At 41.2% G+C, this 21,577-nt stretch carries 17 protein-coding genes and 1 pseudogene; 13 read left to right on the forward strand and 5 right to left on the reverse strand.

Going from position 1 to position 21,577, the window contains the following annotated elements:
* Position 1 precedes the first annotated feature (1 nt).
* Complete coding sequence (locus tag BLU80_RS17785; RefSeq protein ID WP_091398775.1) at positions 2 to 487, reverse strand: helix-turn-helix domain-containing protein; 486 nt, start codon at positions 485 to 487, stop codon at positions 2 to 4.
* A 164-nt stretch (positions 488 to 651) separates the two neighbouring features.
* Here BLU80_RS17785 and tnpC point away from each other — a divergent pair, with 164 nt between their 5' ends.
* From tnpC to BLU80_RS17825, 7 genes are all read left to right on the forward strand, one after another.
* Positions 652 to 2,088, forward strand: a complete 1,437-nt coding sequence (tnpC, locus tag BLU80_RS17790) for an IS66 family transposase (protein WP_091398774.1) — start codon at positions 652 to 654, stop codon at positions 2,086 to 2,088.
* 297 nt (positions 2,089 to 2,385) lie between these two features.
* Positions 2,386 to 3,702 carry a S41 family peptidase gene (locus tag BLU80_RS17800; RefSeq protein WP_139188199.1) on the forward strand — a complete coding sequence of 439 codons (1,317 nt, stop codon included), beginning with the start codon at positions 2,386 to 2,388 and terminating at the stop codon, positions 3,700 to 3,702.
* Between the two features lie 148 nt (positions 3,703 to 3,850).
* Positions 3,851 to 4,705 carry a glycosyltransferase gene (locus tag BLU80_RS17805; protein WP_170831283.1) on the forward strand — a complete coding sequence of 285 codons (855 nt, stop codon included), beginning with the start codon at positions 3,851 to 3,853 and terminating at the stop codon, positions 4,703 to 4,705.
* 165 nt (positions 4,706 to 4,870) lie between these two features.
* Positions 4,871 to 5,884, forward strand: coding sequence for a bifunctional heptose 7-phosphate kinase/heptose 1-phosphate adenyltransferase (locus tag BLU80_RS17810; RefSeq protein ID WP_244519004.1), 1,014 nt, complete (start codon positions 4,871 to 4,873; stop codon positions 5,882 to 5,884).
* Positions 5,885 to 6,078: 194 nt separating this feature from the next.
* On the forward strand, positions 6,079 to 7,575 hold the full coding sequence (locus tag BLU80_RS17815; RefSeq protein ID WP_244519006.1) for a GH3 family acyl-acid amido synthetase: 1,497 nt from the start codon (positions 6,079 to 6,081) through the stop codon (positions 7,573 to 7,575).
* Between the two features lie 187 nt (positions 7,576 to 7,762).
* A complete protein-coding gene (locus tag BLU80_RS17820) occupies positions 7,763 to 8,425 on the forward strand; it encodes a LysE family translocator (RefSeq protein WP_091401134.1) in 663 nt (220 codons plus the stop codon).
* A 66-nt stretch (positions 8,426 to 8,491) separates the two neighbouring features.
* Positions 8,492 to 9,151 (forward strand): MarC family protein, encoded by a 660-nt coding sequence (locus BLU80_RS17825; protein ID WP_170831284.1) that lies wholly within the window; start codon positions 8,492 to 8,494, stop codon positions 9,149 to 9,151.
* A 92-nt stretch (positions 9,152 to 9,243) separates the two neighbouring features.
* Here the strand turns inward: BLU80_RS17825 and BLU80_RS20020 are convergent, their stop codons facing one another.
* On the reverse strand, positions 9,244 to 10,215 hold the full coding sequence (locus BLU80_RS20020; RefSeq protein ID WP_449371661.1) for a PD-(D/E)XK nuclease domain-containing protein: 972 nt from the start codon (positions 10,213 to 10,215) through the stop codon (positions 9,244 to 9,246).
* Positions 10,216 to 10,233: 18 nt separating this feature from the next.
* Positions 10,234 to 10,766, reverse strand: a pseudogene (locus tag BLU80_RS19925) (AAA family ATPase); the annotation flags it as partial.
* 347 nt (positions 10,767 to 11,113) lie between these two features.
* Here BLU80_RS19925 and BLU80_RS17840 point away from each other — a divergent pair.
* Positions 11,114 to 13,513 carry an ABC transporter permease gene (locus BLU80_RS17840; protein WP_091401143.1) on the forward strand — a complete coding sequence of 800 codons (2,400 nt, stop codon included), beginning with the start codon at positions 11,114 to 11,116 and terminating at the stop codon, positions 13,511 to 13,513.
* A 47-nt stretch (positions 13,514 to 13,560) separates the two neighbouring features.
* Here the strand turns inward: BLU80_RS17840 and BLU80_RS17845 are convergent, their stop codons facing one another.
* Positions 13,561 to 16,203 (reverse strand): MGH1-like glycoside hydrolase domain-containing protein, encoded by a 2,643-nt coding sequence (locus BLU80_RS17845; protein ID WP_091401145.1) that lies wholly within the window; start codon positions 16,201 to 16,203, stop codon positions 13,561 to 13,563.
* Positions 16,204 to 16,296: 93 nt separating this feature from the next.
* Here BLU80_RS17845 and BLU80_RS17850 point away from each other — a divergent pair, with 93 nt between their 5' ends.
* Complete coding sequence (locus BLU80_RS17850) at positions 16,297 to 17,451, forward strand: DUF3810 domain-containing protein (protein WP_091401147.1); 1,155 nt, start codon at positions 16,297 to 16,299, stop codon at positions 17,449 to 17,451.
* 71 nt (positions 17,452 to 17,522) lie between these two features.
* Positions 17,523 to 18,014, forward strand: coding sequence for a hypothetical protein (locus tag BLU80_RS17855; RefSeq protein ID WP_091401149.1), 492 nt, complete (start codon positions 17,523 to 17,525; stop codon positions 18,012 to 18,014).
* A gap of 31 nt (positions 18,015 to 18,045) precedes the next feature.
* Here BLU80_RS17855 and BLU80_RS17860 read toward each other — a convergent pair whose 3' ends face one another.
* On the reverse strand, positions 18,046 to 19,158 hold the full coding sequence (locus tag BLU80_RS17860; RefSeq protein ID WP_091401150.1) for a hypothetical protein: 1,113 nt from the start codon (positions 19,156 to 19,158) through the stop codon (positions 18,046 to 18,048).
* Positions 19,159 to 19,251: 93 nt separating this feature from the next.
* Here BLU80_RS17860 and BLU80_RS17865 point away from each other — a divergent pair, with 93 nt between their 5' ends.
* The 3 genes from BLU80_RS17865 to carA all read left to right on the forward strand — a co-directional run bounded on the left by BLU80_RS17865 (position 19,252) and on the right by carA (position 21,486).
* Positions 19,252 to 19,665, forward strand: coding sequence for a DUF1573 domain-containing protein (locus BLU80_RS17865; protein WP_091401152.1), 414 nt, complete (start codon positions 19,252 to 19,254; stop codon positions 19,663 to 19,665).
* A gap of 154 nt (positions 19,666 to 19,819) precedes the next feature.
* Positions 19,820 to 20,209 carry a DUF1573 domain-containing protein gene (locus BLU80_RS19605; RefSeq protein WP_170831286.1) on the forward strand — a complete coding sequence of 130 codons (390 nt, stop codon included), beginning with the start codon at positions 19,820 to 19,822 and terminating at the stop codon, positions 20,207 to 20,209.
* Between the two features lie 155 nt (positions 20,210 to 20,364).
* Positions 20,365 to 21,486, forward strand: coding sequence for a glutamine-hydrolyzing carbamoyl-phosphate synthase small subunit (gene carA / locus BLU80_RS17875; RefSeq protein ID WP_091401156.1), 1,122 nt, complete (start codon positions 20,365 to 20,367; stop codon positions 21,484 to 21,486).
* Positions 21,487 to 21,577 lie beyond the last annotated feature (91 nt).

The following is a 21,577-nucleotide window of genomic DNA, read 5'->3' on the forward strand; positions in this document are numbered from 1 at the left end:
GTTACTGCTCAGGAGGTCTATTAGACCAATCACGGCCTTTTTTATTCGCAAGCCCTAATTTCTTCATTATTCTCTGGCACTGTCTAATTTTTAGATCAATATTGAATTTCTGTTTTAGCAATTCAGATAAAGTGGATCCTTCCCACCTGTCAGCCTTTATTCCATATTCTCTCGGGTCTTTCTTTAGAACGTCTGAAATGATATTTAATTGAACTTCGCTAACCCTTGGTGCTCTTCCAGGTTTTTCTTTATCTTTTAGCACGCTTATGTCGCCACCGGTTTTATTGAATGCATGAATCCATCTGGCAATGGTCTGCGGAGTAGTTCCGTGCAGTTTTGCGACATCTTCACAACTTAATGTTTCATTTTCTATCAACATAAGGATGCAATGCAGTCTATACGAGAGCTTCAGATCCTCAGTGCTTTGAAAATAGCTTAGTATCTGTTTTTTGATTTTAGACTGGTTATGTATTACTAGTTTCTTCATTCGCTGTATATGCAAATTTACAAATAATCTTCTAATTTACATTGTATATTATATATGACGTTATATATTTGCATATCGCTACAATTACTACCATAAGGAGCACCAGGAAAGTCCAGAGCAGGTCTCGCAAGGTCTGTAAGCACGCTTTAGAGGCTGAAAGGTTAATGACAGAGAATCTGTCATTAAAAGCGCGGCTTAAGGACGATAAAAGACAGCTTAAGGAAAAAGCCAAAGAAATAGCAGCCATTAAATGGGAACGGGTTCAGTTAAAACGGGAAAACGCCCATCTAAGAAAGAAAGAGCTGAAACAGACCAAAGAGATAGAAGCGCTTACGGAAGCACTCCGTATCGCAAGGTTGCCGAAAAATAGCTCAAACAGTTCCAGACCTCCTTCAATGGACCTGTATAAGCCTAAACGTAGCCCTGTCAATCTCAGGGAGAAATCCGGGAAAAAGACGGGTGGACAGCCAGGACACAAAGGCAGTACATTACTGTTTTGTATGGATGAGCCTGATGAGGTGGTGTCCCATATTCCAGAGATCTGTTCTGATTGTGGCAAATCTCTGAAAAGGATTACCGCAGAACCGGGACAAATACATCAGGTTGTAGATATCAGCATTGCTCCTACGGTCCTGATCAACCATGAAAGCATTGTAAAGCAATGTTCCTGCGGTAAATGCAACAGCGGAGCCTTTCCCAGGGGCGTCCAGGGGATGGTTAACTACGGCCCCAATATCAGTGCATTGGTTGTTAATTTATCAGTCCGCCAGTATATTCCTTATGGAAGAATAGTAGAACTGCTGTGGGACCTATACAAAATACGCATTAGTGAAGGTACCGTTGCCAATATGCTTAAAAGGTTTGCTGTGGATAGCGAAGGAAAAATTAATGAGATTAAAGAAGATCTGAAAAAATCTAAGGTTGTTGGTGCTGATGAAACCAGTGCCACCGTGAACGGCAGGAAATGGTGGATGCACACTTACCAGAACACTTCTTACACTTTTATTGGTGCACACCCTTCCAGAGGTCAGGTTGCCCAGGAAACATTCTTCCCGGGTGGCTTTCCTTACAGTATTCTGGTGCATGACTGCTTATCCATGCAATTAGCTACACCGGCAGCCGCCCACCAGATCTGCAATGTCCATTTGCTACGGGAACTAAAGGCCGCTGTCGAGGCCCACCCTGAAATTGAGTGGCCAAAGGAGCTAACCAAACTAATAAAGGATGCCATAAAATTGCATAAGGATGGAACAACTCCAAACCGGACTACCAGAATTAATAATCGGCTAACCAAACTGCTAGACCAGGACCAATCAGAAGCGCTTGGGAAAATACCCGCCTTGTGGAAGCGGCTCAATAAACACAAGGAAAAAGTATTTTTGTTTCTGCAATATCCGGATAAAGAAGTTCCTCCAGACAACAACGGGGCCGAACGAAGTATCAGAAATGTAAAAGTCAAAATAAAGGTCTCCGGCCAATTTAATTCCGGTAACGGTGCAGAAGATTATGCTACTGCCAGATCTGTCATAGACACTGCTATTAAGCAGTCAAAAAATGTCCACGAAGAGCTGGTAAAAATTATCAGCGCACGGTTCAATTAATCCAACATCTATTTTAAACCTACCAAGTCATCCTCGGGCAGTACTAATAAACTGCATAAGCATGGCGTTGCTGGTATGTAAAAATCAAAAGACTGTCACAGGCAGAGAAACGGTACGACATAACCAAATCAATAGTCGGAATGCTAGTATTAGTGAAATGGAATTCAAGACTACAGTCTACACGAGGCTCAGTTGCACAACACGATTCAATTTAAAACACCTTGCTAAGAATAAATTTGTTGATAATCAGTTAATTACCCTCCTGAGCAGTAACATTTTACCAATAACTATATTTGGTTGAATAATAATTCAAGACCCAAATATTCCTATATTACAGAAATTGGTTCTGAAGAAAATGTTTCATTAAAAAATAATAAAAACCTAAATTCCAACAACTTTACTTTATTAAATTCAAATATCTACGGGAAAGAGTCTTCTTTAGGTTTTTCCCCTGCCTTGGTCACAATTGCAAAAGATAACACATATGCTAATATCCATGTCACTAAAGATTCAACAATTTGCATCATTCAATGGGTGACAACAGGTTCACCTGCCTTCAAGGCAGGCTTAAAAAGAGGCGATGTTGTTTATCGCATAAATAACAAAGAATACGTCGATTGGACTAATTACGACACAGAGGAACTTGTTTCTGCGATTACTGGTCCATCAATTAAACTTACGATCCGAGATGGCGTCAACGGCAACCACCTTAAAGATTTAGAAATCCATAAGGATACTTATGACATAAATCCAATTTTTAAAGATACAATACTTAATTTTAATGGAAAGAAAATCGCATATTTAGCGTTGCAGACATTCAGCTATAATGTCGATTCTTTTTTAAATATTACATTTACAAATAAATTCCAAAATGCGACGGACCTTATTGTAGATTTAAGATATAATGGAGGCGGTTATGTCGAAATGGCCGAATATTTAGATAATTTAATAGCTCCACTGTCAACTGATAATAAGATTATGTACACAACATATTTTAATCAAAATTTTATAAACAAATCCGCTCCTTTATTAAAAAACATTCCTCTTGATTACGATTTCCCCAATAATGGAACTTGGTTTGATCTAAATTATTTACCATCATCGGACAATCCACAAATGACACATAGATTTAATAAATCTATTGCAAAGGGAGGCTTAACGTCGCTTTCAAAAATAATTTTCATTGTCTCTTCTGAAACTGCATCTGCAAGTGAGCTATGCATAAATAACTTAAAACCATATATGGATGTCCACCTCGTTGGAGCGGCATTAGGCAACAAAGGGGATCGGACATTTGGAAAGCCAGTAGGATTTTTTGAGATTCGTATAGGGAAATATCGTATGTGGATGCCGAATTTTGAAACAAAAAATGCAAATAATGAAGGAGAATATTTTCAAGGAATGAAAACTGAGAAACAAGCTTTGGATGACTTATCAAAAAATTTCGGTAATCCAGCAGAGCAATGTTTAGCAACAGCATTAAACGAATTAATCAAATCCGAAAGCCTTAATTCTTCAGTTGCCAAGAATCCAATTCTAAAATCAAGAAATTTTGTTACTCCTAATAGAACTAATAAAATGATCCTAAAACCAAATATTAAAAGGAGATTTTAAATATATAATCTCCCAACAAATTTATAAATTTAATATTCATACCTCTTAATTTCTTTAATAGCACTTAATTATGCACTATTGCATAAAAGAAGTACTTCACATTTAACTATCTTTGAGTCTCACAGTTAAATTTAAATATCATTACCACGTGGGATCTATTGCAGCAATCGTCATTACGTACAACCCGGGCCCTGAATTTCTTCAAAACATTCAGAGCTACCTGTCTGAGGTAGACCATCTGTATATTGCCGACAACAGTTCCCCGAAGCTGAATTTCTCCGACTCCATTTTGGATAACCCAAAAATCACCTTAGTCAATAACGGTGGCAATGAAGGTATCGCCTACCGATTAAATCAGGTCGCAGATCTGGCGATAAAAGCCGGCTACAAATGGTTACTGACTATGGATCAGGACTCTTATTTTGATGCAGAGCATATAACAGCCTATTTTGAGTATATGCAGGATTACAACGGACATGAACAGGTGGCCATGTTTGGCGTGGAAACTGTAACCAAGCCGGAACTGATTGCCGATCTCAGTAGTCCGGCAGACCAACTAATTACGTCAGGAAGTCTGCTTAATCTTTCGTTGTACCCTGCTATCGGAGCTTTTGACGAGCGGCTCTTTATTGACGAGGTAGACCATGAGTATTGTTATCGTTCCTTTATACGCGGTTACCAAATCATTCAGTTTACCCATATATTTCTGGAACATCAGTTGGGAGAAGCAGTCAATGTCAAAACCATACAAGGAGGACAAAGAGCAACCAGCTTTCATTCTCCACTGAGGGTATATTATATGGTACGTAATTTTTTATATGTCAAACAAAAATATAAGGCAGCGGAAGCACTTAAATCTGTTTTCAAAATAAGGTCTACTGCTTTATTACACCGGGTTAAAAATAACGTGTTATATGGTCCTAAAAAATGGCAGACACTGAAAATGGTCTTTATGGCCTTTAGTGATTTCAAAGCCGGCAAAATGGGTAAAAAACAGGTTTAAGCCTTGTTTTAATGCCATCTGCCCGGAGTATTTTGTAAAAGCATGTTTCAACACAAGCCCTGCGTTCGATCTTTCAAAACAATATCTTTATATCTTTGGGCTGTCCTGGATAAGCCTAAAAAGATCAGCGATTGCTGATGGCCCGGGGTTTAAAATAATAACACATTGGCAGAAAATAGTACAGCAGCAGACAAAATAGAGCAGGTTTTTGACCAAATGAAGGATAAATCCGTCGTCGTCCTAGGAGATGTGATGCTGGATAGTTATTTATGGGGTAAGGTAGACCGCATCTCTCCAGAGGCCCCTGTACCCATCGTGCATATCCAAGAAGAAGAACTCAGGTTGGGCGGCGCCGCAAATGTGGCTCTGAACCTTGCTGCTTTAGGCGCCCGTGTGCATTTATTTTCTGTGGCCGGCAATGATAGTTATAGTACGGCGCTAAAGGAATTACTGGAGCAAAGTGCCATCAGTCATCAACACATTCTTCTTAGTCACGACCGGCCGACGACCCGAAAGACCCGCATTATGGCACGCAATCAACAAGTGATGCGGCTGGACAACGAGCTTTCCATAAACCTACCTAAAGACCTAGAAGACAAAGTATTAGAAAGACTTGAAGGCTTTTTTGAGGAGCAAACGCCCCAGCTCTTGATTTTGGAAGACTATAATAAGGGGGTCCTGACCCCCAGAATCATCCAGGAGTCGATCCGGCTGGCTACACAGCATAATATTATTACAGCTGTTGACCCCAAACATGATAATTTCTTTTTATATAAAGGAGTTACCATCTTTAAGCCCAATCTTGGAGAAATCAAAGCGGCGCTGAACCTCAATAACCTGAAAGACATAAACTTAGAAACTCTTTCTGCTATGCATGAAGGGCTATTTAAAGAATTAGGACATCTTTATTCCCTGTTTACGCTATCAGAAAAAGGGGTCTTTTATCAAAAATCGGGTGATAATCCTAAATTAATAGCGGCAAAAATCAGAAATATTGCCGATGTAAGCGGAGCGGGAGATACGGTTATAGCAGTAATCAGTCTGGTCTATGCATTGACGCAGGATATGAACCTTGCGGCCGAACTGGGCAACATTGCCGGAGGTCTGGTTTGCGAACAAGTGGGCACCGCCGCCATTAATAAATCCCTGTTATTAAGCGAAGCATTAAAACACCTTTAACAGTTTTGATAAGTCTGATTTATTTTCCTGGAAAATATACAAAAACTCGGCTATCTTTGCAGCTAACGATGCAATGTATGATAGTGAGCAGGTTCCATAAATAAATAAATAAATAACCAGGAGCCTTACTTACTTCCATTTTTTAATTTATTTATTAGTTAATGGCCATTTTTGATATTAAACTCCCCAATAGGATGGCAAAGGCTTTGCGCCTGGCCAATGGGGATGTAGGTAAACATCAGCTTAGAATCCTGAAAAAACTGATGCATAAAGCAAGATTTACGGAGTTCGGCCAAAAATATCATTTTGATAATATTTTAATGCAGCCGGATCCGGTTAAAGCCTTTCAGCAAACCGTACCCATCTATAATTATAGCTCTATTTATAAGGAGTGGTGGCACCGCTCCCTAGAAAACAAACCGGATGTCTGCTGGCCGGGCAAAGTGAAATACTATGCGCTGAGCAGTGGTACAAGTGATGCTGCCAGCAAATACCTGCCCATCACCAATGATTTACTCCAGGGTAATAAACTGGTCATGATTAAACAGCTGCTTAGCCTGCGTAATTATACGGACATTAATGTACGATCCATTGGGAGGGGCTGGTTGCTACTCAGCGGCAGCACCGATCTGCAAAAAGGGCTTGGCCATTATATGGGTGATTTAAGTGGCATTACTGTAAAAAAATCTCCTTTCTGGTTCCAACCATTTTATAAACCCACAAAGGAGATTGCCCGGGAAAAAGACTGGAATAAAAAACTCGCTGACATCGTAGACAATGCCCCGGACTGGGACATTGGTTTTATAGTAGGTGTTCCTGCCTGGGTTCAGATGTGCATGGAAATGGTGATTGAAAAATACAATCTTAAACATATCCATGAAATCTGGCCGAACCTCTCCTATTTTGTCCATGGAGGCGTCAGTTTTGAACCCTATAAAAAAGGATTCAATAAACTGTTAGGTAAACCCCTGACATATATAGAGACTTATCTGGCCAGCGAAGGCTTTATTGCTTATCAAAATAGACAGGACGCTGAAGGCGGGATGCGCCTGGTAGTCTCAGATCATATATTTTTTGAGTTTGTGCCCTTTGATGACAAAAATTTTACTGCTGAAGGCGATTTAGTGGAAAACCCGGAAATATTATTGGCCCATCAGGTCAGTGAAGCTAAAGACTACGCATTACTCATTAGTACGCCGGCCGGCGCCTGGAGGTACCTTCTGGGCGATACCATCCGTTTCACCGATGTTTCCAGATCAGAAATTATTATTTCAGGAAGAACCAAACACTTTTTAAGTCTGGTTGGTGAACACCTGAGTGTGGATAATATGAATAAGGCCATTCAGTTGGCGGCAGAAGAGCTGGATGTATCCATAACTGAATTTACCGTCACCGGAGAACCTCACGGCAGCTTCTTTGCTCACAGATGGTTTGTTGCCTGCGATCAGCAAGTAGATAAAAAATTACTGGTTACAGCTATTGATAAACATCTCAAAGAGCTCAATGATGATTATGCGGTTGAACGCAAAAGCGCGCTCAAGGAAATCTTTATTGAAGTATTACCGGAAGAGACCTTTCTAAAATTTCTGGAAATCAGAGGAAAAATGGGTGGACAGCATAAATTCCCCCGTGTATTAAAGGGTGGATTACTGGAAGCCTGGAAGAATTTTTTAAGCGAACAGGGCTATTAATTTTCTTTTTAAGGGTTTATTGTTTGTAATCCTCTATTATTTCTATATTTTCACGCTTACAAGGCATTTTGATTGTTTTACATTAAAAAACAATCAAAAATCACCATTTTGTACTAAATTTTTTAAAGCAATCGGGATGGGCCATAACGATTTTTATAGTCCATACATCCCTTAGCAATATTATTGAATGTTATTTTCAGCAATTATAAAAGGTCTGGCAATAGGACTTATGCTCGGCATTTCTGTCGGACCGGTTATTTTTGCGATTATCAAACAAAGCATCAGTAACGGGCATAAAGGTGGCGTCGCTTTTATATTCGGAGTCTCCATGTCAGACACCTTGCTGGTCATACTCTGTAATTTCTTCACCCAGATTTTCAGCTCCACCGGTATGCTTGAAAAAGTTATCGGATTCGGAGGGAGCTTCTTTTTAATAGCTCTTGGCTTTTATAATTTCTTTCTGAAAAAATCCATTACAACAGAGGATAAAGAGATTTTACAAAAGAAATTAAGTAACAGGGATGTCGTCTCCATTTTTTTCTCAGGCTTTTTAATGAATACCTTAAACCCTGCCGTCATTTTATTTTGGATAGCGACCTCTGCTTCCATTATGGTCAGTGCCAAAAACTATTTACCTTATGAGATTCAATACCGAATCATTGTCTTTCTAACCTGTCTTATTTTTACTTTCACATTAGATATCTCCAAGGTTTTTCTGGCCGGAAAAATCAGAAACAGGTTAACACCCCATAATATTCATATTGTAAATCGGATTTCAGGCGTTATTTTTATTATATTTGGTTTAGCGTTATTATATGGTATTTACACCGGAAGGGTACTTTCTCATTAGTTTCCCTGTTTGGTATAATTAAATATTATTAACCGTAGACTAAAGAATCAATGTAATATGGAATCCATGTCCTCGTTTTTGCACCTGGCCTTTATTACTTTTATTACCCTGTTTCCTGCCGTAAATCCGGTAGGCACATCCTTTATGATCGATCCGCTATTAAGCGGGCTGACTAAAAAACAACGCTTAATTGCTGCCAGAAAAATCTCTTTTTATTCCCTGGCAATCTGTATGGTGTCTGTTATACTAGGCAGTTGGGTCCTGAAACTTTTCGGGCTTTCCTTGCCTATTGTACAAATAGCGGGGGGCATTATCATCTTCCATATGGGATGGAATTTACTCATCGCCAAAAACGAAACCAATAAAGGCCCTGAAACCTTTACACAACCCGAGGACAAATACAAAGAAGTTGAGAACATTCTTTTCTATCCAATCTCCTTTCCCATGCTCTCAGGGGCGGGTACTATTTCAGTTCTACTGACACTGAGTGCATCGAGCGCCAACCAGAACTGGCAGCAATACCTGTTTAATACAGGATCATTAATTGTAGGCATCATCATGATGGTGATACTGATCTATATCTGTTTAATTAATACCTTATTTTTATTTAAAAGGATAGGTTCCCGTGGGCAGCAGGTAGTCAACCGCATCAGTGCCTTTCTGGTCATGTGTGTGGGCCTGCAGATTCTATGGGAAGGCATCAAGCACCTGATAAATTTGCAATAATCTATTCGCTAAATATCAAACTTTTATTTACCCCTGACTATTCCTTTAGTGCCTTTCGGAATGCAACCGTCCATTGGCCTTTGTCCATACTGCTACTGCTCTTCCACCAGATAATTGCCGATTTCCCTTTTTTTAGAACAGCAAGAGATGCCAACAGCGAATTTCTTTCTTGGATCCGAAGCGTAGGGCTTAAGATAGCCCTTTTCCTTAATTTGCGCCAAGGCTTTAGTACTGGCATCGTCCAATTTTAAGTCCATGGCATAAATATACAAATCAGTCTTAACCAGTATGTCACACCTACCCTTAGCACTGTGTACCTCTGATTCAACATCAAGCCCTGCAAATTTAAAGCCTATATGAATCAAGGCATGAAAAGCGGTCTCCGTTTTAGGGTTCCAATGGTCATAGGGCAAACTGGCAATAATTGCATTTAACCTTAAAATCATTGCTGGGATATCTCCGTTTATAAGAGTAGTCCTTAGCCCAACCAATAAATCCATGGAAGATTGTCCATCATTGAGCCGGTATGCACTTAATAACCCTCCCAATAGACTAGCCCTAACTTCCCTATTTGGGAAGCCCAGCTCATAAAGACTATCTTGCTCCGAGAATTTTTTTATAGTCAGATATCCAGTCTGAAAAAGCAAAGGTGCTATATCAGGATCATTCGTATTAAAGTTAGATAACTCTTGGCCTCCGATCTCATATTTTTCTACATCATAAACAGCATTGTCTTTAAGTAACTTATATAAAAATGTAGGCGTGGCAGTCTCAAACCAATAATTTCGAAAAACGGGATCAGCCATAAAATTAAGCAGGGAAAATGGATTATAGACCCAGGTCTGCATATTCCAGGTATAACCATTGTACCAAGTCTTTATTTGATTTAAAATATCAGGCTTCGTTTTTTGCAATTGGGATATCTCCTGAGCAAAGTTTTCCTCCAGCTCAGTTTGTGAAATCCCAACGATATCCCCAAAAGGAGTGACCAAAGTGATATTACGCAAATTATTAAGATCTGAAAAAATACTTGTTTTACTAAACTGACTGACCCCTGTAATCATTAACAAGCGTATATAATTATCACTATCTTTAAGGATAGAATAAAAGGTGCTCATTTTAGACCGATGTGCCTCAACTTGTTCAGGATTTTCCAAAAAGTCAATAATTGGCTTATCATATTCATCAATAAGAATTACGACCTCCCCTTTGCGGAAGCTTTTTGAATTAGCTCCTTAAACTTAAGATCATACTCTTTATTAGTCAGTGAAACCCCCAAACGAATTGCATTATCTTCCAAAGCTCCATTAATAGCCTCTTCTAAACCCTTTGTTTTAACACCAATATTGGCAAAACTAATATGAATCACAGGACTCGTCTTTGACCAGTCCCATTTGTCATAGATCCAAAGTCCTTCAAAAAGTTCCTTGTTTCCGCTAAAAAGTTCTTCAATAGTATCCACAAGTAAGCTCTTCCCAAAACGCCTGGGACGACTAAGAAAATAATACTCCCCTGTTGTAACCAGGTTGTGTATAATCTCCGTTTTATCGATATACACATAGCCTCTCTGACGGATTTTCCGGAAACTTTGTATGCCTATGGGATATTTGCGCATGATATAACGAAGATATGTAGATTCTTTTGATTATTCGGAATGCCGGCACTTCCGCATATAGCAAAAGCCTGCCAACCAAATAGGATTGATTTCTAAAATAGCTTAATTGCATTAAAAAATTACTGGCAGCAGCTAAATCCTGTCAAATAAAGCCGGTAAACACATACATGGAAATATACCCTATTGTCCAAAAACGGACACTTGTATCAATTGCGAACAGTCCACAGAAGCAAGGATTTTCATAACAAATTCATTTACAGTGTATTATTTTAGTGGCATTTAATTCGTTTTATTCTAATCATACTAAACAGTCCTTTTGTTTATCCACCGTTAAACGGTCCATTACTATGTTCAGACATTATCTAAAAGTTGCCTGGCGGGGCTTTAAAAGAGCCTCCGTCTTTTCCTTTATCAATATAACAGGATTGACCATTGGTCTGACCTGCAGTATGCTGATTTTGTTATTTGTCAAAGATGAACTCAGCTTTGATAAATTTCATGAACATGGCCATCAGATTTACCGAGTCGTCAGCCAGAGTACTTTTAAAGGCGAAAGCAAAATCAGCAGTAATACCGGCTTACTGGAAGGACCCCGGTTTGCCGCGCATGTTCCGGGGATAAGGTCCTTTGTAAGGATTGAATATGACGGGACGGATTTTAAAAAAGGAACGGAAGTCCAGTCAATGAATTTCTTCAGGGCAGATTCAAATTTCTTCGTATTTTTTAGTTTTCCTCTCATTGCAGGCAATCCAGCAACCTGCCTGAAAGACCCGTACTCTATTGTCCTGTCTAAAACAGAGGCGATTCGTCAGTTTGGGTCTACAGACATATTGGGTAAAACCGTTCTATTAAAAGAGGATACCACCTTCAAACCCTACACCGTAACCGCTGTCGCAAAAGATTGTCCGCAGAATTCATCCATCAGATTCAATGCCCTGTCCCCGATTAAGGTTTCAGCGGCGGATGAAGCGAATCCGCAAAACTGGTTCAGTTCCTTTCTTAACACTTTTGTAATGCTGGATGACCATGCGAACCTGGGTCAGGTGGAAAGGCAAATGAAAAATTATTATTTCAAAGACGCATCCGTTACTTTTAAATCCCTGTTGCAACAATACGGCCTTTCTGCCTCCGAGGCCTCCATGGAAGATTACCGCCTTCAGCCAATAGCTGCCATGCACCTGGACAAAGCCATCAGCTCCGGCAATGGCATAAGTGCTACCAGCAACCCCGTCTACTCCTATATCCTTTCCGGCATCGCCCTGTTTATCCTGCTTATCGCCTGTATCAATTTTATAAACTTAACCATCGCCCGGTCCTTGAAAAGGGCCAAGGAAATCGGGATCCGTAAAGTGGTTGGAAGCAACAAAAAGCAACTTATCATTCAATTCATGGGAGAGTCCATTATTTTATGCATGATTTCCTTTTGCCTGGCATTACTACTAACCGAGCTGTTATTACCCTTATTCAATACCTTGGCCAATAAGTCATTATCGCTATCCTATCTGCTGGATGCAGGCCTGATAGCATCACTTGCCGGTCTGTTTGCGCTGACCAGCTTTATAGCCGGATTTTATCCTGCACTCGTACTGACCAGGTTTGAACCCACAAAAATTCTTTATAACCGCTTTGATGTACAAGGAAAGAACTATCTGCAAAAATCTCTTGTTGTAGTCCAGTTCACTATCGCTTCTTTTTTTGTAATCCTCACTTTTGTGGTGTATCAGCAATTTAAATTTCTGACCAGCGCAGACCTGGGCTATGATGACAATAATCTGGTTTTAATAGAACAATATAATGCGCAGCCCAAGGGTGCCATATTTCAAAAAATGCTTTCAGAGAACCCGGCCATTAAAGAAGTGGCGGCAAAAAACGGAGGCTTACATTCCACGCTTGCCAAAACTTCAGGTGGCGCCGTCATTAATTTTCTGAGTGATATGATTACACCCAATTTCCTGGATGAATTAAAGATTCCGATTCTGACTGGCAGGAACTTTTCCCCGACTAACCCAACAGATTCCATTGACAAAATCCTGGTCAATGAGGCCTTTGTCAAAGAAGCAGGCTGGACTGCACCTCTGGGACAAAAAATCACTATCACTCCTGAAGACAACAAAGTGGTTGAAGTCATAGGCGTTGTAAAAAATTATCATTACGGATCCATGAACGAACCAATTAATCCCCAGGTTTTCCGATGGCAGGATATCAATAAATTAAATGCGTTTTATATAAAGATTCAGCCCGGGATGTCCAGCGCAGCACTTAATCACATTAAAACCACCTATCAGGCGCTTTTCCCATTAAGCCCCTATAGTTACAACTTTGTCCAGCAGTCCAATAAAATGCAGTACAGCGATATTGCCAAATGGCGGCAAATCCTGCTATTTGGCGGACTGGTCACCATTATCATATCCTTTATGGGACTATTTGGGCTTTCCGTTCTGTCATCAGAACGGCGCAGAAAGGAAATCGGGATCCGCAAGGTATATGGGGCCTCTGTAGGCGGCATTATCCGCCTTTTGACTACAGATTACCTGAAACTGGTACTGCTGTCTTTAATCATTGCGGCCCCTATAACTTATATGGCTGCACATAAATTCCTGGAGACCATGCTATACCGAATACCTTTATCTGTACGGCTTTTCATCATCCCGGATTTACTGGTAATATTACTTGCTTTTCTGACGATCTACCTGCAAACCAGACAAAGTGCAACGGTAAATCCGGTAAAAAGTCTTAAAAACGATTAATTGTTCAATTTCTTCATAGGGTCAAAACCGGCAGCAACCTCTGATGATCAGAGGTCTTCTGCCGGTAATTTTTTATGGATTTCACTGATGAGTTCAGCGACCAGTGCCGTCCAGCCTGTCTGATGGCTGGCGCCCAGCCCTCTGCCTGTATCCCCGTTGAAATATTCATAGAACAATACCAGATCATTATTTTCAGGCAGGTCATAAAACCAGTCATACTGTGAACCGTTCAGCCTTCTTTTGCCCTGCTCATCTTTCAAAAACAAGCTAATTACTCTTTTGGTGAGTTCAGTAGCCACTTCCAGAAGCGTCAACTGATTGCCTGAACCGGTTGGATATTCCACCTTCAGGCTATCCTGATAGAACCGGCCATATTGCAGTATGCTTCGAATCAGTAAATAGTTTATCGGTATCCAGATAGGTCCTCTCCAGTTACTGTTGCCGCCGAAAAAATCAGAGGTGGCATCTCCCGGATCATATTGTATCCGATATAGCACCCCATCCATGGTAACCTCATAGGGATGCTCCTTGTGGTATTTTGAAAGTCCTCTGATACCACCTTCGCTTAAAAATTCCGTCTCGCTTAAAATTCTTTCCAAAAGAAAAACCAGTCTTTCCTTCGGAATCAGTGAAATCAATATTTTATCGCTGCCGTGCTTTTCCTCATTGGGCCAGAACTTGCCATTTTCCTTCCGGTAGTTTTCATACCAGGAGATTCGTTTGGTAAAATCTTTCAGGTTTTTGAGCGCAGGTTTTCGGATGATAGATGCGGCAAAAAGGGTAGTCAGTCCAACGATACTCTGGATTCTTAAGTGTAGCGGATCGCCACTTTTGGATACCAGAACATCATAATAAAACCGGTCTTCTTCATTCCACATTCCGAGTTCATTGAGGGATTCCGCGATCAACACAAAGTGCTCAAAAAACTTGGTGGCCGTATCCTCAAAAGAGGGATCATAGAGCGCTATTTCAAGCGCGATATCCATCATATTTAAGGCATACATCCCCATCCAACTGGTACCGTCGGCCTGTTCAAGTTTCATTTCACTGTGCAGCGGCATATTGCGGTTAAAAGCCCCGATATTATCCAGCCCGAGAAAACCGCCCTGAAAGATATTCTTGCCATTAGGATCCTTTCTGTTGATCCACCAGGTAAAATTAATCAGCAGTTTATGAAAGACCTTTTTCAAAAAATTGATATCACCCGGGCCATTGCCTTTTTGCTTTTTTTCAATCTGATAGATTTCCAGGGCAGACCATGCCTGGAGCGGAGGATTCACGTCACTGAAACTCCATTCATAGGCCGGTAACTGCCCGTCAGGTTTCATATACCATTCGCGCATGATCAGCGACAGTTGATGTTTGGCAAATACCACATCAATTCTGGCCAGTGCAATACACTGAAACGCCAGATCCCATGCCGCGTACCAGGGATATTCCCATTTATCAGGCATCAGAATAATATCCTGATTTTTAATATGTTGCCAATCCCAGTTTCTGCCGTGCGCCCTTACTTCATTATTATGGGCAATTCCGTCACCAAACTGTATCCATTTTTCAATATCATAATGATAATATTGTTTATTCCAGAGCAGTCCGGCAAATGCCTGTCTTTGTATGTTAATCGCATCGCTGGAAAGATCTTTGGGTAATATGGCCTGGTAAAAGGCATCAGCTTCCTGTTCTCTTAATTTAAAAATATAATTAGCCCCCTGTTCAAAAGGGTCTTCCATATAATGACTGGATAACCGTAAAAACAATACCTTTTCTTCTGCTGGCTGCATTTGCAAATGATAGACAGGAGAAAACTTTGTACCGGCAACCAGAGAGGCCAGTTCCGTTTTATTTTCACCATAAATAACTGCCTGTTGGATAGCGTCCTTTGTAAAAGCCGTCAGATTCGGCTTACCATAGAGCTTTTCAAAATTTGTCTCGTTTTCCGTAAAATACTGTTCATCCGCGGCAGGATAATACAGATAATAATCCCCCAGCCGGCTATGGGTTGCTTTTACCACGCCCGGTTTCTTCAGCATCATAGAGGGCTTTATGCTTTCAGGCTCCATCTGCCAGCGGTTATAAAACCATAGCGTTGGCAGCAGCGTCAGTGGCGCAGCGCTGCCGGATCTGTTTTTAACTGTAATCCTAATACCAATATCTGTCTTATCGTATTTGGCATAAGTTATATCAATATCAAAATAATGATTGTCGTTAAAGACACCGGTATCCAGAATTTCAAATTCCTCATCCAGGGCTGAGCGTTTTCTGTTTTCCGTCAATAACTGCTCATAAGGGAAGGCGGCCTGTGGATATTTATACAAATAGCGCATAAAATAATGGGAAGGAATATTATCCAGATAATAATATAGTTCCTTCACATCTTCTCCGTGGTTCCCGTCATAATTGCCCAGACCAAATAAGCGCTCCTTCACAATATTGTCCTGGCCATTCCACATTCCCACGGCAAAACAAAGATTCTGAAACATATCGGATATACCGGCAATACCATCTTCTCCCCATCTGTATGCCCTGCTGGCAGCGTGTTCGAAAGGGAAATAATTCCAGGCATCGCCATTCTCACTATAATCTTCTCTAACTGTTCCCCATTGCCTTTCTGCCAGATACGGGCCCCACTTTTCAAGTGGGACTTCTGTTTTGGCATTGGATAATAACCGTTGTTGTTCAGCCGTCATATACACGTATTTTTCAATTCAAAGTTCCGGGGCGAAGATACCCACTATTGATGGCTTTTTACTGTGGAATTTTGCCCTTAAATTGCAGGCACAATGAAAGCTAAACCATCAAAAAAACCGTTAAAGGCCAAAAGAGTGGTAAAAACCAAGGGGAAACACCCCACTAATCAGGCTTTTTTTCAAACAAGATCCGGCAAATGTCTGATAATACTGCTTTCATGCTGTATAGGCCTGTCCATTGCCGGCCGGTTTCCTGCATTCATTGAATCCTATTACAGCCTGGGCCTCTATCCATTTATTGCCGGCGCCCTCAGAATCAGCTTTGGCTGGGTACCCTTTAGCCTGGGCGATATCCTTTATACCCTGTTAGGAATTTTCATTGTATGGCGGCTGTTGCGTTTTATCAGAACCATCATAAAAAGAAGATGGACCCGTAGCTATGGCTTTAAGTCCCTTATGACTACTTTATATGTCGGCTCCGTTCTTTATGTACTTTTTTATCTTTTCTGGGGGCTTAACTACAGCAGACTGGGGATCGCTCATCAATTAGGCCTTACCGTTACCAAGGATTACAGCACGGAGGAACTGCAAAACCTTACCCAGAATTTATTAAAAAAAACAAACCGGGACCGTTTGCAGCTAGGCAATCCAATTGAGCTGCCCAATCATAAAACCTTATTTAATGGTGCTGTCCAGTCATATCAGCATCTGATGAAACAATACCCTTTTTTAGCCTATCATCATCGTAGTATAAAAGTCCCTGTTTACAATGCACTGGGCGGTTATTTGCAGTACACCGGGTATTACAATCCGTTTACCGGAGAAGCACAGGTGAATACGGCCCTTCCCGGCATCCTTTTGCCCTATGTAGCCTGTCATGAGATGGCCCATCAATTAGGATATGCCACGGAGGATGAGGCCAATTTTGTCGGTTTTTTAGCCGCAACCTCCAGCATGGATCCGATTTTTCAGTATTCCACGCACCTGGAGCTGTTCAGATATGCCAATAGCGAACTCTGGTACCGGGATTCAAATATGGCCCGCAGTAATTTTAATCAACTCGATACACTGGTAAAACAGGACCTTGCCCATCTGAAAGCTTTTTTTGATGCGCATGAAAATCCCGTAGGCAGGTTTACGACAAAACTCTACGGACTCTTTCTAAAGGCCAATCAGCAGCCTCAGGGACTGGACACCTATGATCAGGTTACAGCCTGGCTGTTGGCCTATCAGAAAAAGAAGCCCTAGCATGATTTTATTCCCGCAAGAGTCGTTGTCCTCCTCACTGCTTCTTTTGCATGGACAAAAACGGACCATATATGGAAAAAACAAATTACCGGCAATCCCGCAAAATTTTTAATCCATGGTTTATCTGCAGTTTTCTGCCCGTATTTGCGGTCTGCATTTACCTGGCCTGGGACGGGGCTAGACGTGATGACACGATTAATATCATATGCGCCGTATCAACATTTACCATTTCCGGGACCGTACTGCTACTGCTTCTTTTACAAAAAATGACACTTATTACAGGACCGGAAGAAATATCTTATAATTATTTTCCCGTCATAAGCGCGCTCAGGAAAATTCCATGGGCAGAAATTCATTCCATTCAGATTATAACGTATAACCCGTTAAGGGATTTTGGGGGATGGGGCTTTAAGGTCAGCAAGAAATATGGGAAAGGCTATACCACCACAGGCAATACAGGCCTATGGATAAAATTTACAGCCGGAGGTTCCGTATTCCTTTCCATTATAAACCCGGATGAAGTAGCGCATACAATCAGCCTTTCCCCTCCGGTTACAAAATAACAGAACCCTACATACGCTTCCCCTCATCAGATTAAAAAACAGGGCGAGCATCCTGCCAGTTTTCGCTGGCCTCCTGACCGGCACGGATATGTCTTGAGCGTAACACCTCTGATTTATAACAGGAAATCAATACTTGTCCTAAAGACGTTTTGTCCACTGCGGGCAGATCAAAAACAGCACCCGGTAATAAAGACGCCGCGGCCGGGGTGGCGGGAGCCACAATCAGGCTACCTAAACCAGCGGTAGCCAGCTGCAAATCCAGCCCCTGGTCCGATAAACCGGGCGTTATTACCGCATAGGCGGATTTTAACCAACCATAAAGCGTAGCCTTATCAAGACCGGTTAATACATGGACATCCTTTTTATAATAGTAGGCATCTAATTTTTCTTGAAAATCAACATCTTGCGCAACCGCTCCGGATAACAGCAGCCCCAGGCGCATGGAGCTGCGCTGCCATTTTTTAAAATGAGAGAAAGCTTTCAGGTATTCAATCACCTCCGCTTCCCCCGCAGATCTGGCGTCCAGCATAAAAAAGGCTTCACCATCCGTATGCTGATTTTTAAATGTCTCCAAAAGTTCGTCTGTATATAAGGCCGGGTTCAGTAAACTTTTATCAGGGGCAGGCACCCAACTGATCAGTTTTTCATGAGCTGCCAGCGGGAGCACCGATTTCAGGCTGTCGACCGCTGTATTACTATAACTGACTATTTTATCACTCCATAGTAGTTTTTCCGTTTTTTTCCTGGCTTTTTTAATCAATGCTTCCTTGGCTCCATCAGGCAGGATCATTGAACTGAGATCCCACACAAACTGCCATTGAACAGCCCCTTTGGTCTCCTTTAGTACAGGTAACGCTTCTCCCAGATAAAAAATATTTTCCGGGGCCAGTTGTCTGACCAGTGCGGGATAATTTATTTTCTCCCAAAGGTTTTTCTTTATTGAAGCGCCTTCCGGCACCTTAATCACCAATAGTGCCGTACTATTCCCCTCGGCGGCAATTTTCTGGTAACTGACGTCTGCAAAACTCAGCACTTTCGTATTTCCCCGGGCGGCATAAGCCTCAATAATGGCATTATATATGTAATGCAGGTAGGGAACCTTTTCCAATCCATGCTGGTTGATTAATACAAGGGAGGTTTTCATCAGGCAAAGTTAAATATCCATTTAAATTTAAGAGGCTATTTTTTCTAATGCACTGTATCCCCTACTTTTGGAATCAATTAACAAAGAATAACCATGAAGCGATTTATAGCAATATTAGCTATTATTATAGGAGGCACCTGCGTCGTAAAGGCACAGATGGTAAAACATGCTCCACCCATTGATGGCTTTAAATATATAAAGACGGATGACACAGATCATGACTTTGGGGATATCACCTACGGCACAGCTGTGCAGTATCCGATAAAGATGGTGAACATCAGTAAAGACAGCTTAAGACTTACTAATGTGGTGGTCAGCTGCGGCTGTACCACACCTGAATATACGAAAGGCGTATATGCTCCAGGTGATACGATTCCCATGAAAGTAGGCTTTAACGGCCATGCTGATGGCAATTTCAACAAAACGCTCAGCGTACTGTTCCAGGCCCCCGAAGGTCAGTTTGTTACCATCCTACGGTTCAGAGGCAAGGGAATCGTTAAAAACTAATATTAAATTTGATCAAATACATAAAGCCCCGCTTTTAAACCTTGGGATGAACATTGTATCTAAACAAACAGCTAAATCCAGGTCTCAGCATCAAGTATTAAATGAAATCAAGCTACAATACATACACAGAAAAAATAATATTAAAATTAAACAAATGAAAAAACTATTGTCACTGGCATTCTTATTAATGATTGGCGTTACTTTCTGTATGGCGCAGGATACCACCAAGCAGACCGCTGTTAAAGAGGCCAAATTCAACGAATTAAAACACCATTTTGGCGATATCAAGCAAGGCAAACCCGTAACTACCAAATTCACCTTTGATAATGAGGGTAAAAAACCCCTGATTATTGAAACGGCTGTTGCTTCCTGTGGCTGTACAACACCTACCTACCCTAAGCAACCCGTTTTACCTGGGAAAACCGGTGAAATATCCGTTACCTATAACGCGGAAGCCAGTGGCGCTTTTACTAAAATGGTCACGGTGAAATTTGCCGGATACGACCGCCCTGTATTACTGGTCATAGACGGCACCGTCAAATAGTAAAAGCATAGACTAACAACAATTCGTTTGCAAATACCGGAAGTCTGATAATCAGCCTCCGGTATTTTTTTATGCCTTCCTTAAACGGATTTTGCCGAGAAAATGCAGGATAAGTCCTCAAAATGATGTTTTTTTGCAAAACGAAATTTTTAAGCATGTCTTCAACTTCTCAATCCGCTCTATTATTATTAGCTGACGGAACAATTTTTCATGGAAAGGCTTTTGGTAAAATTGGCACGACCACCGGTGAAATCTGTTTTAATACAGGAATGACCGGTTACCAGGAAGTATTTACCGATCCCAGTTATTATGGTCAGATTCTGATTATGAATAATGTCCATATTGGTAACTATGGTACTAAAGCCGAGGACGTGGAAAGCGATACCATTAAAATCAAGGGACTGATTGGCCGGAACCTGGAAAATAACTATTCCCGTTATCAGGCCGATAAATCTCTGGAAGAATACCTGATTTTAAATAATATTGTCTCCATTGCGGATGTTGACACCCGTGCTTTAGTTACCCATATCCGGAATAAAGGAGCCATGAACTGCCTCATTTCGTCTGATAATGATAATGTAGAAGAACTGAAAAAGCAACTGGCTGCCGTCCCTGACATGGAAGGGCTGGATCTGACTTCTGAGGTAACCACCAAGGAAGAATACGAACTGGGCGATCCGGCATCTGACTTAAGAGTTGCCGTCCTGGATTTTGGTATCAAAAGAAATATCCTGAAAAATCTGACTGACAGAGGCGCCTATGTCAGAGTACACCCGGCTCATACCTCTTTAGACAGACTTAAGGAATTCAATCCTACCGGTTATTTTCTTTCCAACGGACCTGGCGATCCGGCAGCAACAGAATATGCCGTTAAAATCGTAAAAGCCATACTGGAAGAACAAATGCCCGTCTTTGGCATCTGCATGGGTCACCAGCTTCTGGCACTCGCCAATGATGTCCCTACCTATAAAATGCATGCCGGTCACAGAGGCCTGAACCATCCGGTTAAAAATACAATTACCGGTCTGAGTGAAATCTCTACTCAAAACCATGGTTTTGCAGTAGACCCGGAGAAGATCAAGGAGAATAAAGCACTTGAAGTTACCCATATCAACTTAAATGACGGTTCCATTGAAGGATTCAGAATGGTGGGCAGACCTGTATTTAGTGTACAGTATCACCCGGAAGCCACCCCTGGTCCGCATGACAGCCGGTATCTGTTTGATGATTTTATCAATGCAATGAAATCCTTTAAAGAGGCAGCCCCAACGGCTTAACACCGCCTGCTTAAATAAAAAAATACTTAACAAGCCCGTGCAGTTAAATTAAATAGCTGAACGGGCTTTTTTTTATGAGAAACAGGAGTTA

The organism is Arachidicoccus rhizosphaerae, from assembly GCF_900107765.1.
Taxonomy (GTDB): domain Bacteria; phylum Bacteroidota; class Bacteroidia; order Chitinophagales; family Chitinophagaceae; genus Arachidicoccus; species Arachidicoccus rhizosphaerae.

Excerpts from the sequence above, each read along its gene's own strand:
- BLU80_RS17785 (WP_091398775.1), bottom strand. The coding sequence starts at position 487 with ATGAAGAAACTAGTAATACATAACCAGTCTAAAATCAAAAAACAGATA.
- tnpC (WP_091398774.1), top strand. The coding sequence starts at position 652 with ATGACAGAGAATCTGTCATTAAAAGCGCGGCTTAAGGACGATAAAAGA.
- BLU80_RS17815 (WP_244519006.1), top strand. The coding sequence starts at position 6,079 with ATGGCAAAGGCTTTGCGCCTGGCCAATGGGGATGTAGGTAAACATCAG.
- BLU80_RS17820 (WP_091401134.1), top strand. The coding sequence starts at position 7,763 with ATGTTATTTTCAGCAATTATAAAAGGTCTGGCAATAGGACTTATGCTC.
- BLU80_RS17825 (WP_170831284.1), top strand. The coding sequence starts at position 8,492 with ATGTCCTCGTTTTTGCACCTGGCCTTTATTACTTTTATTACCCTGTTT.
- BLU80_RS20020 (WP_449371661.1), bottom strand. The coding sequence starts at position 10,215 with ATGATTACAGGGGTCAGTCAGTTTAGTAAAACAAGTATTTTTTCAGAT.
- BLU80_RS17840 (WP_091401143.1), top strand. The coding sequence starts at position 11,114 with ATGTTCAGACATTATCTAAAAGTTGCCTGGCGGGGCTTTAAAAGAGCC.
- BLU80_RS17845 (WP_091401145.1), bottom strand. The coding sequence starts at position 16,203 with ATGACGGCTGAACAACAACGGTTATTATCCAATGCCAAAACAGAAGTC.
- BLU80_RS17850 (WP_091401147.1), top strand. The coding sequence starts at position 16,297 with ATGAAAGCTAAACCATCAAAAAAACCGTTAAAGGCCAAAAGAGTGGTA.
- BLU80_RS17855 (WP_091401149.1), top strand. The coding sequence starts at position 17,523 with ATGGAAAAAACAAATTACCGGCAATCCCGCAAAATTTTTAATCCATGG.
- BLU80_RS17860 (WP_091401150.1), bottom strand. The coding sequence starts at position 19,158 with ATGAAAACCTCCCTTGTATTAATCAACCAGCATGGATTGGAAAAGGTT.
- BLU80_RS17865 (WP_091401152.1), top strand. The coding sequence starts at position 19,252 with ATGAAGCGATTTATAGCAATATTAGCTATTATTATAGGAGGCACCTGC.
- BLU80_RS19605 (WP_170831286.1), top strand. The coding sequence starts at position 19,820 with ATGAAAAAACTATTGTCACTGGCATTCTTATTAATGATTGGCGTTACT.
- carA (WP_091401156.1), top strand. The coding sequence starts at position 20,365 with ATGTCTTCAACTTCTCAATCCGCTCTATTATTATTAGCTGACGGAACA.